The sequence below is a fragment of the Cupriavidus nantongensis genome (genome assembly GCF_041726985.1).
GTDB lineage: Bacteria > Pseudomonadota > Gammaproteobacteria > Burkholderiales > Burkholderiaceae > Cupriavidus > Cupriavidus nantongensis_A.
Genome location: NZ_CP168303.1, coordinates 1212547 through 1233148 on the forward strand (window position 1 = coordinate 1212547; position 20602 = coordinate 1233148).

General features: G+C 68.7%; 18 protein-coding genes. 9 read left to right on the plus strand and 9 right to left on the minus strand.

The window, feature by feature from the left end; all coding sequences use genetic code 11:
- The 3 genes from ACEI37_RS16780 to wrbA are packed head-to-tail and all read right to left on the minus strand — an operon-like array spanning position 1 to position 2445.
- Positions 1 to 1419 (minus strand): FAD-binding oxidoreductase, encoded by a 1419-nt coding sequence (locus ACEI37_RS16780; RefSeq protein ID WP_373379822.1) that lies wholly within the window; start codon positions 1417 to 1419, stop codon positions 1 to 3.
- 19 nt (positions 1420 to 1438) lie between these two features.
- Complete coding sequence (locus tag ACEI37_RS16785) at positions 1439 to 1846, minus strand: DUF2069 domain-containing protein (protein ID WP_373379823.1); 408 nt, start codon at positions 1844 to 1846, stop codon at positions 1439 to 1441.
- A complete protein-coding gene (wrbA, locus tag ACEI37_RS16790) occupies positions 1843 to 2445 on the minus strand; it encodes an NAD(P)H:quinone oxidoreductase (protein ID WP_373379824.1) in 603 nt (200 codons plus the stop codon). The genes ACEI37_RS16785 and wrbA overlap by 4 nt, the downstream gene beginning before the upstream one ends.
- A 187-nt stretch (positions 2446 to 2632) precedes the next feature.
- On the opposite strand from wrbA, the gene ACEI37_RS16795 reads away from it, so the two are divergent.
- Positions 2633 to 3973 carry a YihY family inner membrane protein gene (locus ACEI37_RS16795; protein ID WP_373379825.1) on the plus strand — a complete coding sequence of 447 codons (1341 nt, stop codon included), beginning with the start codon at positions 2633 to 2635 and terminating at the stop codon, positions 3971 to 3973.
- A gap of 791 nt (positions 3974 to 4764) precedes the next feature.
- Here ACEI37_RS16795 and ACEI37_RS16800 read toward each other — a convergent pair.
- The 3 genes from ACEI37_RS16800 to ACEI37_RS16810 form a co-directional block, all read right to left on the minus strand.
- Positions 4765 to 5082 (minus strand): Mpo1-like protein, encoded by a 318-nt coding sequence (locus ACEI37_RS16800; RefSeq protein WP_373379826.1) that lies wholly within the window; start codon positions 5080 to 5082, stop codon positions 4765 to 4767.
- Positions 5083 to 5180: 98 nt separating this feature from the next.
- On the minus strand, positions 5181 to 6005 hold the full coding sequence (locus tag ACEI37_RS16805) for an alpha/beta fold hydrolase (protein ID WP_252674206.1): 825 nt from the start codon (positions 6003 to 6005) through the stop codon (positions 5181 to 5183).
- Entirely contained in the window at positions 6005 to 7315 is a 1311-nt protein-coding gene (locus tag ACEI37_RS16810) for an O-acetylhomoserine aminocarboxypropyltransferase (RefSeq protein WP_373379827.1), read from the minus strand. Before ACEI37_RS16810 ends, ACEI37_RS16805 begins: the two co-directional genes overlap by 1 nt.
- Positions 7316 to 7573: 258 nt before the next feature.
- Here ACEI37_RS16810 and ACEI37_RS16815 point away from each other — a divergent pair, with 258 nt between their 5' ends.
- The 5 genes from ACEI37_RS16815 (at position 7574) to ACEI37_RS16835 (ending at position 13321) form a co-directional block, all read left to right on the plus strand.
- Complete coding sequence (locus ACEI37_RS16815) at positions 7574 to 8020, plus strand: CBS domain-containing protein (protein ID WP_373379828.1); 447 nt, start codon at positions 7574 to 7576, stop codon at positions 8018 to 8020.
- A gap of 179 nt (positions 8021 to 8199) precedes the next feature.
- Positions 8200 to 10098, plus strand: coding sequence for an MFS transporter (locus tag ACEI37_RS16820; protein ID WP_373379829.1), 1899 nt, complete (start codon positions 8200 to 8202; stop codon positions 10096 to 10098).
- 21 nt (positions 10099 to 10119) lie between these two features.
- Complete coding sequence (locus tag ACEI37_RS16825) at positions 10120 to 10854, plus strand: glutathione S-transferase family protein (protein ID WP_373379830.1); 735 nt, start codon at positions 10120 to 10122, stop codon at positions 10852 to 10854.
- Positions 10855 to 10938: 84 nt separating this feature from the next.
- Positions 10939 to 12048, plus strand: a complete 1110-nt coding sequence (gene aroC, locus ACEI37_RS16830) for a chorismate synthase (protein ID WP_373379831.1) — start codon at positions 10939 to 10941, stop codon at positions 12046 to 12048.
- 1 nt (position 12049) lies between these two features.
- The gene (locus ACEI37_RS16835; protein ID WP_373379832.1) at positions 12050 to 13321 is read left to right on the plus strand and encodes an MFS transporter; all 1272 of its coding nucleotides are present in this window, start codon (positions 12050 to 12052) and stop codon (positions 13319 to 13321) included.
- Here the strand turns inward: ACEI37_RS16835 and ACEI37_RS16840 are convergent.
- Positions 13243 to 14349: an NAD(P)/FAD-dependent oxidoreductase gene (locus ACEI37_RS16840; protein WP_373379833.1), complete on the minus strand. Its 1107-nt coding sequence runs from the start codon at positions 14347 to 14349 to the stop codon at positions 13243 to 13245. The two genes, ACEI37_RS16835 and ACEI37_RS16840, sit on opposite strands and share 79 nt — an antisense overlap.
- A 36-nt stretch (positions 14350 to 14385) precedes the next feature.
- Positions 14386 to 15102 carry a FadR/GntR family transcriptional regulator gene (locus tag ACEI37_RS16845; RefSeq protein ID WP_373379834.1) on the minus strand — a complete coding sequence of 239 codons (717 nt, stop codon included), beginning with the start codon at positions 15100 to 15102 and terminating at the stop codon, positions 14386 to 14388.
- Between the two features lie 244 nt (positions 15103 to 15346).
- Here ACEI37_RS16845 and ACEI37_RS16850 point away from each other — a divergent pair, with 244 nt between their 5' ends.
- From ACEI37_RS16850 to ACEI37_RS16860, 3 genes are all read left to right on the plus strand, one after another.
- Positions 15347 to 16246, plus strand: a complete 900-nt coding sequence (locus ACEI37_RS16850) for a flagellar brake protein (protein ID WP_373379835.1) — start codon at positions 15347 to 15349, stop codon at positions 16244 to 16246.
- A gap of 89 nt (positions 16247 to 16335) precedes the next feature.
- Complete coding sequence (locus ACEI37_RS16855) at positions 16336 to 17457, plus strand: esterase/lipase family protein (RefSeq protein WP_373379836.1); 1122 nt, start codon at positions 16336 to 16338, stop codon at positions 17455 to 17457.
- Complete coding sequence (locus ACEI37_RS16860; RefSeq protein WP_373379837.1) at positions 17444 to 18490, plus strand: lipase secretion chaperone; 1047 nt, start codon at positions 17444 to 17446, stop codon at positions 18488 to 18490. The genes ACEI37_RS16855 and ACEI37_RS16860 overlap by 14 nt, the downstream gene beginning before the upstream one ends.
- 82 nt (positions 18491 to 18572) lie before the next feature.
- On the opposite strand, the gene ACEI37_RS16865 is transcribed toward ACEI37_RS16860, so the two are convergent.
- Positions 18573 to 20261 (minus strand): 4Fe-4S dicluster domain-containing protein, encoded by a 1689-nt coding sequence (locus ACEI37_RS16865; RefSeq protein ID WP_373379838.1) that lies wholly within the window; start codon positions 20259 to 20261, stop codon positions 18573 to 18575.
- Between the last annotated feature and the right edge of the window lie 341 nt (positions 20262 to 20602).

Sequence of the window (20602 nt, forward strand, 5' to 3'; positions counted from 1 at the left end):
TCACACCACCTTGCCCGGATTCATCAGCCCGAGCGGATCGAGCGCGCCCTTGATCGCCCGCATCATGGCGAGCTCGACCTCGCTCTTGTAGTGCCGGTTTTCCTCGCGCTTGAGCTGGCCCAGGCCGTGCTCGGCCGAGATCGAGCCGTTATGCGAGCGTACGCTGTCGTGCACGATGCGGTTGACCTGGTCCTGGTGCGCCAGGAAGGCGTCATGGTCGACGCCTTCGGGCGGCGCCACGTTGTAGTGCAGGTTGCCGTCGCCGAGATGGCCGAAGGTGACCATGCGCGCGCCGGGAAAGGCGTTCTGCAGCAGCGCGTCGGTGCACTCGATAAAGTCTGCGACGCGCGAGACCGGCACGGCAATATCGTGCTTGATGTTCTTGCCGTCTTCCACCTGCGCCAGCGGAATATGCTCGCGCAGATTCCAGAAGTCGCGCGACTGCTGCACCGATTCGGCCACCACCGCGTCGGCGACCACGCCGGCATCGAACGCGGCCGACATCATGGTCTCGAAGATGCCGCGCGCATGGGCTTCGCTTTCGCTGTCGGACAGCTCCAGCAGCACCAGCTGCGGATGCATGTCCGCGAACGGATAGCGCAGCTGCGGGAAGTGCCGCGTCACCAGCGTCATGCTGAGCGCCGACATCAGCTCGAAGCCGGTCAGCATGGGGCCGGCGTGTGACTGGGCGATGGCGAGCAGCGCCAGCGCGGCGCGCGGGCTCTGCACCGCGGCCAGCGCCGTGACCGACGCGCGCGGCAGCGGGAACAGCTTCATCACCGCGGCGGTGATGATGCCCAGCGTGCCTTCGGCGCCGATAAACAGGTCGCGCAGGTCATAGCCGGTGTTGTCCTTGCGCAGGCCGCGCAGCCCGTGCCAGGTTTCGCCGGAAGGCGTCACCACTTCCAGCCCCAGGCACAGCTCGCGCGTGTTGCCGTAGCGCAGCACCGCGGTGCCGCCGGCATTGGTCGACAGGTTGCCGCCGATGGTGCAACTGCCCTCGGCCGCCAGGCTCAGCGGAAACAGCCGGCCGTGCTCGCGCGCAACCTCCTGCAGCTGTTGCAGCACCACGCCGGCCTCGACCGTGATGGTGTTGTTGAGCGGATCGACCTGGCGGATGCGGTTCAGCCGCTGCAGCGAGATCACCACCTGCGACGCGCCCGCCACCGGCGTGGCACCGCCGCACAGCCCGGTGTTGCCGCCCTGCGGCACCACGGCGATCCGGTGCGCGTGGCAGGCATGGACCACTTCGGCGACTTCCGCGGTGGTGCCAGGGCGCAGCACCGCCAGCGCCACGCCGCGATAGCGCTTGCGCCAGTCGGTCAGATACGGCGCCTGGTCGGCCGCGTCGGTCAGCACGTACTGCGGGCCCAGCGCGGCGCGGCACAGTGCAAGGAAAGAGTCTTGAGGCGAGGTCATGGCGATGGATGGACGCGATTCAGGACTTAGGCGCGGCGCCCTTGGCGGCGGCGCGGGCGCGGCGCTTGTACGGGCGCAGGTAGAGGATGGTGCTGGTGAAGAACACCAGCGTCAGCGCCACCTCGATCCACGCCAGCGTGGACGAGGGGGCGCGGTCGCTGGTGGCGCGCACGATGCCTTCGGTGAAGAACAGCAGGATCAGCATCGACGACCACTGCATGGTGTAGCGGTTGCGCGTGAGCACGCCGCGCAGCGGCAGCAGCAGCGGCAGGAACTTGATGATCAGCCAGGAACCGCCCGGGCGCAGCGGCGCCAGGAACCATTCCCAGGCGATGCACAGCACCAGCAGCGCCAGCAGGCTGCCGACGCTGAGCCGGTACAGCCAGGGGCTGTGCAGGGCCCGGTCGCTGTCCGCGGCGGGCTTCATGCCGGCGCTCCGGCCAGGCGCAGCGCGGTCTGCGCCAGCCGGCGGCCCATGGCCATGGCCAGCGCCGATTCGTCTTCGGTGACGGGGCCGCGGTTGTCGCCGTGGGCATGGTGGCTGGGGCCGTAGGGCGTGCCGCCGGAGGCCGTCGTCATCAGGCCCTTCTCGGAGTAGGGCAGGCCCAGGATCAGCATGCCGTGGTGCAGCAGCGGCAGCATCATCGACAGCAGCGTGGTCTCCTGCCCGCCGTGCAGGCTGCCGGTGGCGGTGAACACGCAGGCCGGCTTGCCGGCGAGCGCGCCCGACAGCCACTGGGCCACGGTGCCGTCGAGGAAGTATTTCACCGGCGCGGCCATGTTGCCGAAGCGGGTGGGACTGCCCAGCGCCAACCCGGCGCATTCCTCCAGGTCGCGCAACTCGGCATAGGGTGGGCCATCGGCCGGGATGTCCGGCGCGGTGGCCTCGCATACGGTGGAAACCGGCGGCACCGTACGCAGGCGGGCTTGCGCGCCGGGGACGCTGTCGATGCCGGTGGCGATCAGTTCGGCGAGCTTGCGGGTGCTGCCGTGGCGGCTGTAGTACAGGACGAGGATCTCGGTCATGGAGCGGGACGGCCGGCGCTGAGAGGATGGTGAGAAGGGCGGTGCGCGGAGGATGCCGGCAACAATGCGCGTATTATAGATGCGCCCCCCGCGCCATCTCCCGATGGCCGCGCGCTGCAAGCGCAACGGGGCCATCCTTGAATTCGACAGACGATCCGACCAACCAGATCCAGGAGCTTGCTTGCGCATGATTGGAGCCCGCGTCGCCCGCCTGCGCCGGGAATGGAACCTGCAAAAGGTGCGCGCCCTGGCGCGCTATGCGCTGCGCCGCGCCGCCGAAGACCGGCTGCCGCAGGTCTCGGCCAGCCTGACCTTCACCACCGTGCTGGCGGTGGTGCCGGTGCTGACCGTGGCCTTCGCGTTGCTGGCCGCGTTCCCGGTGTTCCGCGACTTCCGCAACGCCATCGAGGCGTTCCTGTTCCAGAACCTGATTCCTGGCAACGTCAGCGAATCGATCCAGCGCTACCTCGGCATGTTCGCCAAGAGCGCGCGCGGGCTGACCGCGATGGGCCTGGCCGGGCTGATGGTGACCTCGGTGCTGACCATGCTGACCGTGGAAGACGCGCTCAACGCGATCTGGCGCGTCAAGCAGCGCCGCCCGCTGGCGCAGCGGGTGCTGGTGTTCTGGGCGGTGCTGACCTTTGGCCCGGTGCTGATCGGCGCGAGCCTGTCGATCAGTTCGTACCTGATCTCGATCTCCGCCGGCTATGTCGGCACCATGCCGGTGGGTCTGGGCCTGCTGGTGGGCGCGGCGCCGGTGCTGCTGTCGGCGCTGGCCTTTGCCTTCCTGTACACGGCGGTGCCGAACGCCTATGTCGAGTGGCGCGATGCCATCGTGGCCGGGCTGGTCGCCGCCGTGGCGTTCGAATTCGCCAAGCGCGGCTTCGGCTATTTCATCACCGAGATCCCGGCCTACACCGCGGTCTACGGCACCTTCGCCGCGCTGCCGCTGTTCCTGCTGTGGATCTACCTGAGCTGGCTGGTGACGCTGCTGGGAGCGACCATCGCCGCCAACCTGCCGGTGATCCGGCAGGGCTACTGGCGCCGCCGCAGCTTTGCCGGCAGCGAGTTCTTCGACGCGCTGGGCGTGCTGCTGCTGCTCTACCGCGCCCGCGACGAAGTGCCGCGCAGCGTCGGCGAACTGGACCTGAGCCGCAAGCTGCGGGTCGAGGCCGACTACCTGTCGAGCCTGCTGGACAAGCTCAAGGCCATGCACCTGGTCGGCCGCCTGCAGCAGGAGCGCGGCCAGGCCCACTGGGCGCTGCTGTGCGACCCGTCGCAGGTAACGCTGCGCACGCTGCACGACCGGCTGGTGCTGAACCTGCCGCGGCTGCCGCGCACGGCGCTGGCGCAGCATCTGCGCGGCGCCGATGCGCTCAAGTCGATCCTGGATAATCCGCAGCTGGATCAGACGCTGGAGGCGGTGTTCCGGCAGCAGCCGGTGGATTTGCCGCCGACGGCTGGCGACGGGCAGCGCCCGCGGCGTGCGCTGGAGGTGGTGCCGCCGGGGTGGCATGGGCAGGTTTGATTTTTGGTTAGCTGGATATCTGGGGTGGTCGTTGTTGGTGACATGCTGTCGGCTGTTGAACCGTCGGGTTCCGCCCTGCTGGGCGGGTTACTTTTTGGCCGAGCGCCAAAAAGTAACCAAAAAACGCGTCGCCTGTGCGGCTGGCAATCAATTTCACGGCGTTGGTGGTTCGGGCGGTGGTGATTTCCGTTTGGGCGTGGGTGCCCGTTCGACCCTGCTACGCTATGTGAGTCAGGGACGGTGCCTGCGATCACCCACTATTGGACAATCCCAATGAGGGTGTAGGCAGCCTGCTGCCGGCCATATCGCGGGGACGCCTGCGGCTGCTGCGCAGGCCCGATTGCGTTGGCGGGCATTTGGCCTCTGCGCGATTTCGCGAGCCCGGCTCACCGGCCGGCAGCGCTAAGCGAGCGCAGCGATGCGCTCCGTGCCAGGGCCCACGCCCCGCGATAGGGCCGGCGCGCAGCGCAGCCGTAGGCGTTCCTACGGTAAGGCCCGCAGCAGGGACCACTCCGCGCTCTGGGCTCGTTCAACCATCATTCCAACGCCCCTCCCACCGTGGTGCACCCCCGCGGCAGGCAGCCCCGCTATGTGAGGAAGCCAAGCCCCGTACGAAAACCCCCGGGCACACTACGATAAGCATGCTGCCCGCAGGGCAGTAAACGCGTTTTTTGGTTACTTTTTGGCGCTCGGCCAAAAAGTGACCCGCCCAGGAGGGCGGAACCAGGCGGTTCAACAGCCGACAGCATGTCACCAGCAACGACCACCCCAAATAAGAGACCCGTTCTCCCTCAAAACGGAATCCTCCCCCGCCAGATATCGGCATACATCACCCAATCCCCCATCAGGCTATAGACCGGATGCCGGAACGTAGCCGGCCGGTTCTTCTCGAACCCGAAGTGCCCGACCCAGGCAAACGCATAGCCCGCCACCACCGCAGCCAGCAGCCACCATAAATTGCCGGTCACGACCAGCGCCACCAGGCATAGCAGCGCCACCGTCGAGCCGACGAAATGCAGCCGCCGGCAAGTCCGGTTCTGGTGCTCGCTCAGGTAGTAGGGATAAAAGGCCGCGAAACTCTCGAACTCGCGTGCGCGGGCGTGGGCCATGGCTGTCTCCGGCAGGTCTTGTTTGCTGCAGTGTAGACCGTCTGTGCCGGGATGTAGCGGGGACGGCCGCCGGCGTGGCTGGCCGTCCGGGGCCTGGATCAGCCCGCCGCTACCACCTTGCGCGCAAACGCCGCCAGCGCATCCAGCACTTCATCCGGGCGCTCGCCCATCAGCGCATGGCCGCACGGCACGGTCACCACGCTCGCGCTGCGCATCTTGCCGGCCAGTGCCTGCGCTGCCTTGGGCGAGGTCATCATGTCCTTGCTGCCGGTGATGAACAGCGCCGGGCACGCCGCCGCCGCGGCGGCTTCTTCGCCGTGGGCATAGGCGTTGCAGGCCGAGAAGTCATTGTGGAACACATGCGCCTGCGGGTTGTTGCGCGACACGCGCTCCATCAGCCGCTGGCTGCCGCCGTGCATCCACGCGCCGGGGCCCGGCGACGACGGCTTGTTGGCGAGGCTGGAATGCGACCAGGTGTTGACCATGGCGATGGCGTCGCCCTCGCGGTTGAGCGAGGCGTCCAGCAGCGCGTCCGAGACCTTCATCGGATAAGCCGTGGCCAGCAGGCCGATGCCGCGCACTGCCTGCGGATGCCGCGCCGCGCATTCCAGCGCGATCAGCGATCCCATGCTGTGGCCGAACACGAAGGCCGGCGCGGTGACGCCGGCGGCGGCCACCAGCGCCATGACCCAGTCGGCCATGGCCTCGACCGTGGCCAGCGGCGCGCCCTGGCTGCGGTTGTGGCCGGGCAGGTCCACCGCCAGCACCGAGAAGCCGTGGTTGGCGAACCAGCGCGTCTGCAGCGCCCAGACGCTGTGATCGTTCTGCGCGCCGTGGACGAAGACCGCGCAGGGCAGGGCGGGATCGAAGGGTTTGCCGCCGGTATAGGCGTAGGCCGGCTGGCCGGCAAGGTTCAGTTCCATCAGGCTTGCCCTCCCTTGCCACTCATCGCCTTCTCGGCCGCCTTCAGGCCGCGCTTGAGATCGTCGATCAGGTCGTCAGGATCTTCCAGGCCGACCGACAGCCGGATCGTGCCTTCGGTGATGCCCGCCGACTGCAGCGCGGCCGCGTCCATGCGGAAGTGCGTGGTCGACGCGGGATGGATCACCAGCGAGCGCGCATCGCCGACATTGGCCAGGTGCGAGAACAGCGACAGGCTTTCGATAAAGCGCTGGCCGGCCAGCCGGTTGCCCTTCAGGTTGAAGCTGAACACCGCGCCGCAGCCGCGCGGCAGCAGGCGCTTGGCCAGTTCGTAATCGGGGTGCGATTCCAGTTCCGGATACGATACCGACTCCACCATCGGGTGCGACACCAGGAACTGCACCACCTTGCGGGTGTTGTCGACATGGCGGCTCATGCGCAGCGGCAGCGTCTCCACGCCCTGCAGCAGCTGCCACGCCGCCATCGGGTTCATGCAGGCGCCGAAATCGCGCAGGCCCTCGCGGCGCGCGCGCAGCAGGAACGGCGCTACCGTGCTTTCCTCGGTGAACACCATGTTGTGGAAGCCCTCGTACGGTTCGGACAGCTCCGGGAAGCGCCCCGAGGCCTCGAAATCGAAGGTGCCGCCCTCGACCAGCACGCCGCCGATGGTGGTGCCGTGGCCGCCCAGGAACTTGGTGGCCGAGTGGTACAGCAGGCCGGCACCATGGTCGAACGGGCGCAGCAGGTAGGGCGTGGTGAAGGTGGAATCGACCAGCAGCGGGATGCCATGGTCGTGGCCCAGCTGCGCCAGGGTGGGGATGTCGAGCACGTCCAGCCCGGGGTTGCCCAGCGTCTCGCCGAACAGCAGCCGGGTATCGGGGCGGATGGCGGCGCGCCAGGCGTCGAGGTCGCGCGCCTTGACGAAGGTAGTCTCGATGCCGAAGCGGCGCAGCGTGTAGTGCAGCAGGTTGTGCGAGCCGCCGTACAGCGCCGACGACGCCACGATATGCGAGCCCGCGCCCATCAGCGTGGCCACCGCCAGGTGCAGCGCGGCCTGGCCCGAGGCCGTGGCAATGGCGCCGGCGCCGTTCTCGAGCGCGGCGACGCGCTCCTCGAGCACGGCCACGGTGGGGTTGGAAATGCGCGAGTAGACGTGCCCCGCGCGCTCCATGTTGAACAGCGACGCGGCGTGCTCGCTGTCACGGAACACGAAGGACGTGGTCAGGTGGATGGGGGTGGCGCGGGCCCCGGTGGCGGGGTCGGGCGCGGCGCCGGCGTGCAGCGCCAGCGTGTCGAAGCGGGTTCCGGACATGGTCGGTCGGCCTTGAGTTGTCTCCGGCCAGCATCGTAGCATCGTGCGCCCGCCCACGCGCGCTCACCCGCCTGCCTGCCCGCAAACCGGCCTCCCGCTTTACTTTGGCGGCGTGTTTGGGCTAGCATCGGCCAACGGGCACACGGTGCCCGCACACCCATAGACAGATAACAATGTGACCGGTATCGCCCCCGGTGCCACGGCCGGCGCGATACCCTCAGTTTCAGCTCAGTGTGAGCGCAGGCAGCGGAGACCAACATGAAAGTCAGCGACATCCTCCAGATCAAGGGCAATACGCTCTATACCGTGACGCCTGACACCTCCTTGCTGGTTGCCGTGCATACCATGGCCGAGCACGATATCGGCTCGCTGGTGGTGATGGAGTACGGCGACCTGGTCGGCATGCTGACCTTCCGCGAGATCATCGAGACCCTGGCCCGCAACAACGGCAACGTCGGCACCAGCAGCATCCGCAAGGTGATGGACGATGCGCCGCTGACCTGCACCATGGGAACCGACGTCAACGAGGTCCGTCGCATGATGCTGGAGCGTCACACCCGCTACCTGCCCGTGCTGGACAACCGCACGCTGATGGGCGTGATCTCGTTCTACGACGTCGCCAAGGCCGTGGTCGAGGCCCAGAGCTTCGAAAACAAGATGCTCAAGGCCTATATCCGCGACTGGCCGGAAGAGCGCGCCGAGTAAGGGCGCCGGGCCGCGCCGGCTGAGTCCGCCGGAAGTCACCCCAAGCCTGCTGAAGCCGCCTGCGGACATACCCTCGGCTGGCGCCACCTGGCCGCGGCAAGGTGGCGGCAAGGCCGCGGCTGCGGCACACTAGCCGGCGTTTCCATTCCCGTTGGCGGTCGCTCCCGACCGGCCCTTCCATGAGCCAACACAGCCAGTTCCGACTGCTCGGCCTGCGCCGTTTCGCGCCGTTCTTCTGGACCCAGTTCCTGGGGGCGATGAACGACAACGTGTTCAAGGTCGCCTTTACCTCGCTGGTGACCTACCACACGGCGCTGTTCGAGGGCGTCGACGCGCGCAGCGCGGCGTTCCTGATCTCGGCCATCTTTATCGCGCCGTTCGTGCTGTTCTCGGCCACCAGCGGGCAGATCGCCGACAAGCTGGAGAAGTCGCGGCTGATCCGGCTGGTCAAGTCGCTGGAGATCGCCATCATGGTGCTGGGCCTGGCCGGCTTTGCCTGGCACAGCGCGCCGCTGCTGTACGCCGGCACCTTCCTGATGGGGTTGCATTCGACGCTGTTCGGGCCGGTCAAGTTTGCCTACCTGCCGCAGCACCTGGACGAGAGCGAACTGGTCGGCGGCAACGGGCTGGTCGAAATGGGCACCTTCGTCGCGATCCTGATCGGCACGCTGATCGGCGGCGAGCTGGCCGGGCTGCAGCAGGGCGGCGCCATCGTCGGGCCCCTGTACGTTGGCGCGGCCTGCGTGATCATCGCCGTGGCCGGGCGGCTGGTGGCGGGCCGCATCCCGGCGTCGCCGGCGCCGCAGCCGGACCTGCGCATCAACTGGAACCCGTTTTCCGAAACCTGGCGCAACCTGGTGCTGGCGCGCGGTAACCGCACCGTGTTCCTGAGCCTGCTCGGCATCTCGTGGCTGTGGTTCCTTGGCGCCACCTTCCTGACCTCGTTCTTCAGCTATGCCAAGGATGTGCTGGGCGGCGACCAGAACGTGGTGACGCTGCTGCTGGCGGTGTTCTCGCTGGGCATCGGCACCGGTTCGCTGCTGTGCGAGCGCCTGTCCGGGCGCCATGTCGAGATCGGCCTGGTGCCGTTCGGCTCGATCGGCATGACCGTGTTCGCGGTCGACCTGTACTTTGCCAGCCAGGGGCAGGCGCCGGCCGCGTTGAGCGGCATCGGCGCCTTCCTGGGCGCGCCGCACCACTGGCGCGTGCTGGCCGACCTGTTCCTGCTGGCGATGTTCGGCGGCTTCTACAGCGTGCCGCTGTACGCGCTGATCCAGAGCCGCAGCGCGCCCACGCACCGCGCCCGCATCATCGCCGCCAACAACATCCTGAACAGCTTCTTCATGATCGCGGCCTCGCTGCTGGGCGTGGCGCTGACCCAGGCGGGCTACAGCATCCCGCAGCTGTTCCTGGTGGTGGGGCTGCTCAATGCGGTGGTGGCGGTCTATATCTATTCGCTGGTGCCGGAATTCCTGCTGCGCTTTATCGCGTGGATCCTGGTCCATACCCTCTATCGCCTGCGTCGCATCAATGCCGAGCGCATCCCCGCCGAGGGGCCGGCGGTGCTGGTGTGCAACCACGTCAGCTTTGCCGATGCGGTGGTGCTGATGGCGTGCAGCCCGCGCCCGGTGCGCTTCGTGATGGACCACAGCATCTTCAAGGTGCCGCTGCTGTCGTGGTTCTTCCGCCAGGCGCGCGCGATCCCGATCGCGCCGGCGCACCAGGACCCCGAGATGCTCAGGCGCGCCTACGACAGCGTGGCCCAGGCGCTGGACGAGGGCGACCTGGTCTGCATCTTCCCCGAAGGCAAGATCACCGCCACCGGCGACATCAATCCGTTCAAGCAGGGCGTGCAGCAGATCATCCGCCGCACCCCGGTGCCGGTGGTGCCGATGGCGCTGCGCGGGCTGTGGGGCAGCTTCTTTTCGCGCAAGGGCGCGCCGGCGATGTCGCGGCCGTTCCGGCGCGGCATCCTGAACCGGCTCGAGCTGGTGGTGGGCGAGCCGGTGCCGCCCGAGTCGGCCACGCCGGAAGGCCTGCAGCAGATGGTTCAGGCCCTGCGCGGCGACTGGCGCTAGCTGACGCAAAGGCGATCCCCGATGATTACCCTCTACACCTTCGGCCCCGCCTTCGGGCTGCCCGATGCCAGCCCCTTCGTCACCAAGGCCGAGATGCTGCTCAAGCTGGCCGGCCTGCCGTACACGGCGCGCCCCGGCAGCCTGCGACGCGCGCCCAAGGGCAAGCTGCCGTACCTGGACGACATGGGCCGGATCGTGGCCGACTCCACCGTGATCCGCTGGCATATCGAGAAGACCTACCACATCGATTTCGACGCTGGCCTGAGCCCCGCCGAGCGCGGCATCGCCTGGGCCGCCGAGAAGCTGATGGAGGACCATCTCTACTGGGCGGTGGCGCGGGTGCGCTGGCTCGACCCGGCCAATTTCGACAAGGGCCCGGCCCAGTTCTTCCGCAGCGTGCCGGCGCCGGTGCGCGGGCTGGCCGAGCGGCTGGTGCGCTACAAGGTGCGCAAGACGCTGTGGGGGCAGGGCCTGGGCCGGCATAGCGAGGAAGAGCTGGTGGCGCTGGCGAGCAAGGGCGTGACTTCGATTGCCGACATCCTGGGCGACAAGCGCTACCTGATGGGCGACCAGCCGTGCGGGGCCGATGCCACGCTGTTCGCCTTTGCGGGCAGCCTGCTGTGCCCCGTATTCGACACCCCGATCCGCACCGCGGCCGAGGGGCATGCCAACCTCGTGGCCTATATGGACCGGATGCGCGCCGAGTTCTACCCGGAGCTGGCCGCCGCGCCGGTGGCGCAGGGCGTCGCCGCCTGACCTGCCGACGCCGCCGGGGCCCGCCCGAGCCCGGCCATTGGCCTTACAATGGAGGCCGTCCCCAATTCCTGTGCGGTTTCCATCATGTCCGGCAACACCCTTGGCCTGCTTTTCACTGTCACCACCTTCGGCGAATCGCACGGGCCCGCCATCGGCGCGGTGGTCGACGGGTGCCCGCCGGGCCTGGCGCTGACCGAGGCCGATATCCAGGGCGACCTGGACCGCCGCAAGCCCGGCACCTCGCGCCACGTCACTCAGCGCAAGGAGCCGGACCAGGTCGAGATCCTGTCCGGCGTGTTCGAGGGCAAGACCACCGGCACCCCGATCTGCCTGCTGATCCGCAACACCGACCAGCGCAGCAAGGACTACGGCAATATCGTCGAGACCTTCCGTCCCGGCCATGCCGACTACACCTACTGGCAGAAGTACGGCATCCGCGACCATCGCGGCGGCGGTCGCTCGTCGGCGCGCCTGACCGCGCCGGTGGTGGCGGCCGGTGCGGTGGCCAAGAAATGGCTGCGCGAGCAGTACGGCACCGAGATCCGGGGCTATATGTCGCAGCTGGGCGAAATCGCGGTGCCGTTCACCGACTGGTCGCACGTGCCGGAGAACCCGTTCTTCGCCGCCAATGCCGACATCATTCCCGAGCTCGAGACCTATATGGACGCGCTGCGCCGTGACGGCGACTCGGTCGGCGCGCGCATCGAGGTGGTGGCCAGCAGCGTGCCCGTGGGCCTGGGCGAGCCGCTGTTCGACAAGCTCGATGCCGATATCGCGCACGCAATGATGGGCATCAACGCGGTCAAGGGCGTCGAGATCGGCGCCGGCTTCGACAGCGTCGCGCAGCGCGGCAGCGTCCATGGCGACGAGCTGACCGCCGCGGGTTTCCGCACCAACAACGCCGGCGGCGTGCTGGGCGGCATCTCCACCGGCCAGGACATCACCGTGTCGCTGGCGATCAAGCCGACCTCGTCGATCCGCACCCCGCGCGAATCGATCGACAAGGCCGGCAACGCCGCCACCGTCGAGACCTTCGGCCGCCACGATCCGTGCGTGGGCATCCGCGCCACGCCGATCGCCGAGGCCATGCTGGCACTGGTGCTGGTCGACCACGCGCTGCGCCACCGCGCCCAGTGCGGCGACGTCCGCGTCGAAACGCCGCGCATCCCCGCGCAGGCAGGCCAGACCCGCTGACTTGACGCCGCAGCGCGCGGGTGGCCAAGGCGGGGCCGGCGGCCCCGACCATGCCCGCTTCGGGCTCTTTTACCTGGGCTATTACGGCTACGTCGGCCTGATCTCGCCCTACGTCAGCCTTTACTTTGCCGACCGCGGCTTCGACCCGGTGCAGATCGGCGTGCTGATGGCCAGCTTCCAGGTCAGCCGCATCGCCGGGCCCTACCTGTGGGGCTGGCTCTCCGACGTGATGCACACACGCGTGCGCATCCTGCGCGTGAGCGCGTTCACCTCGCTGCTGGCGTTCCTGGTGCTGCCGGGCGTCGGCAGCTACGGCGGCATGATGGCGATGATGCTGACGCTGAGCCTGTTGACCAGCGCGATGTCGCCGCTGGGCGATGCCCTGACCATTTCCACGCTGCGCCGGTACGGCGCCTTCGACCATAGCTACGGCCGCATCCGCATGTTCGGCTCGCTCGGCTTTATCGGCGCGGTGCTGGCCGGCGGGGCGCTGTTCGAGGCGGTCGGCATGCGTGCGTTCCCGTGGGTGGCAAGCGCGGTGCTGGCAATCCTGGCCGGGGTTGTCCTGACCATGCGCGACGCCGCCGACAAGGGCCCGCGCACGACGCCGCCGCGCGCCTTGCCGCTGCTGCGCCGCCCGGACGTGGCCTGGTTCCTGGCGTCGGCCTTCCTGATGATGTTCGCGCACGCCGCGCTCTACGTGTTCTACTCGCTGTGGCTGGAGACGCTGGGCTACAGCAAGTTCGCCATCGGCATGATGTGGACCATCGGCGTGGTCGCCGAGATCGTCTTCTTCTACTACCAGGGCCTGCTGTTCGCGCGCCTGGCGCTGCGCACCATCCTGGCCGGCACCTTCGTGCTGGCGGCCCTGCGCTTCGGGCTGACCGGCTACTTCGCGCAACTGGCGTGGCTGATGGCGCTGGTGCAGGTGCTGCACGCGGCGACCTTCGCCGCGCACCACAGCGCCAGCCTGAAGCGCCTGCAGGCATGGTTCGCCGGGCCGCTGCAGGGGCGCGGGCAGGCGCTGTACACCGGCATCTCCTACGGCGTCGGCGGCACGCTCGGCGGCCTGGCGATGGGCTGGACCTGGAACGCGCTGGCGCCGGCGCATGTCTTCGGCCTCGCCGCCGTGGCCGCGGCGGCGGGGGCCTTCTGCGCCGTGATGAGCTTTCGTGCGGAGGGCGACGGCGCGCTTCAGCCCAGCGCCGCGCAGACCCGCTCGGCAATCGCCAGCGACGAGGTCAGCCCCGGCGATTCGATGCCGAACAGGTGAACCAGCCCCGGCACGCCGTGCACGGCGGGGCCGTCGATGCGGAAGTCGGCCGCGGCTTCGTGCGGGCCGCTGATCTTGGGGCGGATGCCGGCGTAGCCGGGCTGCAGCGCGCCGTCGGCCAGTCCCGGCCAGTAGCGGCGCACCTCGTCATAGAAGGCGTCGGCGTCGGCCGCATCGACGCTGTATTCGATATCGTCGATCCAGCGCACATTGGGGCCGAAGCGCGCCTGGCCGCCCAGGTCGATGGTCAGGTGCACGCCAAGTCCTGCAGCCTCTGGCACCGGATAGATCAGCCGCGAGAACGGCGCGCGGCCGGCCAGTGTGAAATAGCAGCCCTTGGCGTAGTACTGCGGCGGGATATGGGCTTCCGGCATGCCGTCGATGCGGCGCGCCAGCTCCGGTGCCGTGAGCCCGGCCGAATTGACCACCGTGCGCGCCAGCAGCGTGGTGGTGGTGCCGTCTTCCGCGCCGATCTCCAGCCGGATGCCGTTCGCCGTGACCGCGCCGCCCAGCACCGGCGACTGCACTGCCAGCATCGCGCCGGCGTTTTCCGCATCGCCCAGCAGCGCCGTCATCAGGCCATGGCTGTCGACGATGCCGGTCGACGGCGACAGCAGCGCCGCATGGCACTGCAGCTGCGGTTCCAGCGCCTGCGCTTCGGCGCGGTCGATCAGGCGCAGGTCGTCCACGCCATTGGCGGCGGCCTTGGCGCGGATGCCTTCGAGCGTGGCCACCTGCGCCGCGCTGGTGGCGACGATCAGCTTGCCGCAGCGCTGGTGCGCCACGTGGCGGCTGGCGCAGTAGTCGTACAGCATGGCCTTGCCGCGCACGCACAGCTGGGCCTTGAGCGAGCCGGCCGGATAGTAGATGCCGGCATGGATGACCTCGCTGTTGCGTGCGCTGGTGATGGTGCCGAAGGCGTTCTCGGCCTCCAGGATGATCACTTCGCGGCCTTGCAGCGCCAGCGCGCGTGCCACCGCCAGTCCCACCACGCCGGCGCCGATCACGACGCAATCCACTGTTTCCATGGTTGTTCCTTGCTTCAGGGTCTCGATGTATCGGATTCAGGCGGGCAGGCCCAGGCGCGCGGCGGCGGCCGCCAGGTGCTGCTGCGCGGCGTTGCGCGCGGCCGCGGCGTCGCCGGCGGCAATGGCTTCGGCCAGGGCCGCGTGCTCCTGGTCGGCTGCGCGTGGCGTGCCGGTGGCGCTGCCCAGCCGCGCGGTGTTCTCCCACGCGCGCTGGCGCGCGGCCAGCATCTGCTGGCTGACGAAATCGGTCAGCCCGGTAAAGCAGGGGTTGTGCGCGGCTTCGGCAATGGCATGGTGGAACGCCATGTCGGCCGCGGCGGCGCTGGCCATGTCGCCGTTGCCGTCGGCCTGCGCCTGCATTGCCGCCAGCGCTGCGCGGATGGCGTCAACGTCGGCCGCGGTGCGCCGCCGCGCCGCCATTTCGGCGCAGGCGGTTTCCACCACGCGGCGCAGCTCGAACAGCTGGGCCAGCGTCGGGCCGCCATCGGGCGTACTGGCCACGCGCCAGGCCTGGCCGCCCGGAGTGTCGGACACATAGGCGCCGGAGCCCTTGCGCGTGACCAGCACGCCGTCGGCCTTCAGCTGGGCAATGGCTTCGCGCACGATCGGGCGGCTGACGCCGAAGCTGTCGGCAAGCGCGGACTCGGCCGGCAGGCGCGCGCCCGCGCCGTAGCGGCCGGCAAGGATGTCGTCATGCAGGGTTTGCGCGATACGGGTGGCAAGCGAAGCCGGGCGGGGCAGGAGAGTGTTCATGGCGCTCGATGTGTCAGGCTGTCTGACAGCTTTTCGCGATTCTGGCCTCAACTTTGCGGCGCGTCAAGCCTGCGGCAGGTATCCGATGCTACACATGCGGCGTCGGTATCCATTGTCCGGCACTAAATTTCACCGCGCCGACGCCGATAGAAGCCCAATACAGGCGGCGGAGTCCGTACGTCAGTTCCACCCAAGGGCTCGCCGCGTCCCAGCACGCCCACGCCGGGGCCAACTGCAAACAGCCATGATCCAGCTCACCCCTAACGATCTTCCCGTCGGCCACCCGCTGCCCTGGTCATTGCTCGATGGCGAGGGCAACCTGGTGCTCGGCAGCGGCAACATCATCCCCGATGCGCGCGACCTGGCGCTGGTGTTCCGCCACGGCACGGTGTGCCGCGATGAGGCCTGCGAGGATGCCGGCGGCGAGGCCGCCGAGGTCTTGCGCCCGGCCAGCGGGCCGCTCGGCCTGCAGGTCGGCACGCTGCTGCATATCAAGCTGGACGGCGAGGCCGCGCGCCCGGCCGCGAGCCGCCTGATCGGTTTTATCGAGCAGGGCCTCTTTGTCACCTGGCCGCAACTGGACGGGCGCGACCTGCCGCTGCAGGCCGGCGATGGCGTGGTGCTGCGCGGGTTCTCGGGGCAGGCCATCCACAGCTTCACCTCGACCATTACCGCCGTGTGCCGCAGTCCGTTCCGCTACCTGGTGCTGTCGGCGCCGGTGCAGCGGCACGCGACGCCGGTGCGCAAGGCGGCGCGTGTGCCGACCCGGCTGGCCGCTTACCTGACCGAACCCGGCGACGATGAGGGCAGCGGCGGCAGCGCCGCGCGCCTGTCGCTGCTGTCTGACCTCAGCACCGGCGGCGCGCTGGTACAGACCACCTCGCCGGCCCCCGCGCCGGGCAGCCGCGTGCGGCTGCGCTTCAAGCTGCGTACCGCGTCGCTCGACAGCGAGGTGGTGATCGAAGGCTGGGTCCGCATGGCGCCCGCCGGGGCCGCCGGCGACGATGCCGATTTCCCCGCGTTCGGCGTGGCCTTCGATGTGCTGGCCGAGCGCGAACTGACGCTGCTGCAGTGCTACATCTACGAACAGCTGCTTTCCAGCACTCGCATGCCCGTGCAACCGGCGGCTGTAGCAGCCGTTTAGAGGAAATCCGCTAATGTTTTGATTGTCTCCCCGTGGCGGGCCGTCTTTACTGCTTCCAACATAAAAAGACCCACCACCGAGGAGACCAGATGGAGCACGGCGAACCCAACGCGTGCGGACAACGCACGCCCGTAGCGCGGACCCGGCAGCAATCCCGCCATTCCCGGCGCAGGCTGGCAGGCCCCGCCGCGGCGCTGGCCGCCGCAGCCATGCTGGCGCAGCCGGCACCCGCCGCCGCGGTCACCGCCAATGGCGACTACGCGAAGACACGCTACCCGATCGTGCTGGTCCACGGCCTGACCGGCGCGGCGAAGATGGCCGGCGTGCTCGACTACTGGTATGGCATTCCCGAAGTGCTGCGGGCCCATGGCGCGCAGGTCTATGTCGCCACGGTGCCGTCGTTCAACAGCGATGCCGAGCGCGCGCTGGCGCTGCAGGCCTATGTGCGCGCGGTCAAGCTGGAAAGCGGCGCCGACAAGGTCAACCTGATCGGCCACAGCCAGGGCGGGCCCACCTCGCGCGTGCTGGCGGCGATGTCGCCGCAGGACGTGGCCTCGGTCACCACCATTGGCAGCCCGCACCGCGGCAGCGAAGTGGCCGACACCGTGCTCGACCTGATCCACGGCATCGGCACCATCCCGATCGCCGGCCCGGTGCTGGTCAGCCTGATCCAGGGCGTGTTCGATACGGTCGGCTGGTTCAACGGCATCAGCAACGGGCAGGCGCTGGACCAGGATGCGCTGGCCTCGCTCGAGAGCCTGACCACGCGCGGCGCCGCGGAACAAAATGCGCGGCTCGACGCAACGCTGGTGCCGGGCACGAAGTCGGCGCTGGGCGCGGACTGCGACAGCGCCGGCGCCGTGTCCGAGCAGCGCCAGGCGCGCGACACCACGGGCAATCTCGTCACCCATACGCAGGCCGCGTATTCGTGGACCGGGCAGGGCGGTCCGCTCAGCCTGCTGCGCTCCAACCTGCTGGATCCGTCCACGGTGATGATGTCGACCTCGGCGGGGCTGATGGCACTGAAGGGCGCCGGCGCCAATGACGGGCTGGTCTCGGTGTGCAGCAGCAAGTGGGGCCGGGTGCTGGCCACCGGCTATTACTGGAACCATCTGGACGAGGTCAACCAGATGGCGGGGCTGTACCAGGATGCCGATCCGCGCACGGTGATCCTGAACCACGCCAACCGGCTGCGCAATGACCAGCTCTGAGCGTGCGCCGCGGCTATGGCTGGCCGTGCTGCCGGCCGCTGCCGCGGCGGCGGCGGTGTACTGGCTGACCATGCCACCGGCTCCGTCACCCATGCCGCAGCAGGCGGCAGCGGCGATCGCCGCGGGTCCGCTTGCGCAATCGGCGGCTCCGGCGCCCGCTGGCGTCGCCGCCTGGCCATCGCTCGCCGGCGTGGAGATGCCCGCAGGGCCTGAGGCCGATGCCGCGGGCAACCTGCGGCTGACGCGCGCGCTGCGCACCTATTTCGATTATTTCCTGAGCGCGCGCCATGACGCCGGCGGCATCGACGCGCTTGACGCGGTGGTGCATGACGATATCCGCCGCCAAGTGCCGCAACCCGCGGCCGGGCAGGCGTGGCAGCTGTGGCGCCGCTACGTGGCCTGCCTGGCCGAGATCCAGCCCGAGGCCGCGCGCAAGCCGCTCGCGGATGCAAACGGCACGCTGGATGCGCAGCAGGTGCAGCAGCTGCGCGCGCTGCTGGCGCAGCGCCATGCGGCGCGCCAGCGCTGGCTGCCCGAGGTGGCACAGGCCTGGTTCGGCGACGAGCAGGCCTATGACGAGGCCATGCTGGCGCGGCTGGAGATCGCGGCGCAGGCCGGCCTGGACGGCGCGCAGCGGCGCCAGCGGCTGGCCGAGCTCGACGCCACGCTGCCTGAATCCTTTCGCGCCGCGCGCGCAGCCAGCGCGCGCCCGCAGGCCATCAGCCAGACCATCTCAGACCTGCAGGCGGCCGGACGCACTACGCAGGATATCGGCGCCGCGCTGGCACAGGCCTACGGCCCCGAGGTGGCGCAGCGCTACCAGCAGCAGGCGCAGGCCGAGCAGTCATGGCAGCAGCGCTACCGCGACTACGCCGCGCGCCGCGCGCAGATCGAGGCATTCGCGGGCTTGTCGGAGCAGGATCGGCGCCAGCAACTGGACATGCTGCGCAACCAGGCTTTCGACAATCCCAGCGAGGCGCTGCAGGCGGAGGTGGTCGACCAGGCGCTGGCAGTCCGGCGGCAGGCACGCTAACGCACGCCGCGGTCGCATAAAAGGAAAACGGCACCGGAGAATCCGGTGCCGTTTTCACTTGCAGTGCGCTTGCGCGGCCGGCTTACATGCCGACGTAATTCGGCCCGCCGCCACCCTCTGGCGTCACCCAGACGATGTTCTGGGTCGGGTCCTTGATATCGCAGGTCTTGCAGTGCACGCAATTCTGCGCGTTGATCTGCAGGCGCTGCTTGCCCGAGGTCTCGTCCTGCACGAACTCGTACACGCCCGCCGGGCAGTAGCGCGACTCGGGGCCGGCGTACTTGTCCAGGTTGATGTCGACCGGCACGCTGGCATCCTTCAGCGTCAGGTGCGCCGGCTGGTTTTCTTCATGGTTGGTGTTGCTGATGAAGACCGAGCTGAGGCGGTCGAAGGTCAGCTTGCCGTCCGGCTTGGGGTAGTCGATCTTCTGGCACTCGGCGGCCGGCTTCAGATAGACATGGTCCGGCTTTTCGCGATGCAGGGTCCAGGGCGGGTTGCGCACGCCCAGCTTGGGCAGCAGCCATTGCTCGATGCCGGTCATCAGCGTGGCGGTGGTGCGGCCCTTCTTGAACCACTGCTTGAAGTTCTTGGCCTGCAGCAGTTCCTTGTACAGCCAGCTCTGCTCGAACGCGGCCGGGTAGGCGCTCAGCTCGTCGTGCTGGCGGCCGGCCTGCAGCGCGTCGTAGGCGGCCTCGGCAGCGAGCATGCCGGTCTTGATCGCGGCGTGGCTGCCCTTGATGCGCGAGGCGTTCAGGTAGCCAGCATCGCAGCCGACCAGCGCGCCGCCCGGGAACACGGTCTTGGGCAGCGACAGCAGGCCGCCGGCGGTGATGGCGCGCGCGCCGTAAGACAGGCGCTTGCCGCCTTCGAAGTACTGGCGGATTTCAGGATGGGTCTTGAAGCGCTGGAATTCCTCGAACGGCGACAGCCACGGGTTGGTGTAGTCCAGGCCGACCACGAAGCCGACCGCGACCTTGTTGTCTTCCATGTGGTACAGGAACGAACCGCCGTAGGTGGCCGGGTCCAGCGGCCAGCCGGCGGTGTGCACCACCAGGCCGGGCTTGTGCTTGGCCGGGTCGATCTCCCACAGCTCCTTCAGGCCGATGCCGTAGCTCTGCGGATCCTTGCCGGCGTCCAGCCCGAATTTTTCGATCAGCTGCTTGCCCAGGTGGCCGCGCGCGCCTTCGGCGAAGATCGTGTACTTGGCATGCAGTTCCATGCCAAGCTGGAAGTTGTCGGTGGGCTCGCCTTCCTTGTTGATGCCCATGTTGCCGGTGGCCACGCCCTTGACCGAGCCGTCTTCGTTGTACAGCACCTCGGCGGCGGGGAAACCCGGGAAGATCTCGACGCCCAGCGCCTCGGCCTGCTGGCCCAGCCAGCGCACGAAGTTGGACAGGCTGACGATGTAGTTGCCTTCGTTGTGGAAGCACTCGGGCAGCAGGGCCGGGGGCGTGCCCTTGGAGCCGGTCTCGTTCAGGAACAGGAACTTGTCCTCGGTCACGGCCTGATTCAGCGGTGCGCCCAGCTCCTTCCAGTTCGGGATCAGCTCGTTCAGGGCGCGCGGGTCCATGATGGCGCCCGACAGGATGTGGGCGCCGGGCTCGGAGCCCTTTTCCAGCACGCAAACGTTGACGTCGGCGCCTTTCTCCTGCGCGAGTTGCTTCAGGCGGATGGCCGTGGCCAGGCCGGCGGGGCCGCCGCCGACGATGACCACGTCGTATTCCATGGCTTCGCGCGGGCCGAACTGCTCCAGGAGCTGTTGCTGATCCATTTGTCTCTAACCCTCTGTTTCTTTGCTGCTAGCTGGCAATTGTGGGAAATGCGGTGATCGTTGTGCTGAGAACCGGACCCGGGGCGTGGCGCTGGGGCTGCGGGGGGAGCCACGCGGGCGCGGCGATGAATCGGCGCCGTTTGGCGATCGAACAGCGCTGGAACGGCATCCGAAGACGGCCGGATCGCGCGTTTTCCCTCTTTCCCTTTGCGGGCCAAGTTCTTAGAATCTCCGGCATTGTCCGGGACTCGCCACCCACAGGCAAGGATTTTTTTGGAACGGTCGTTCTTTTTTTTGATATGCTGCCTTCTGCTCCTGATGAGGGCTGAGGGGCTCCCGCA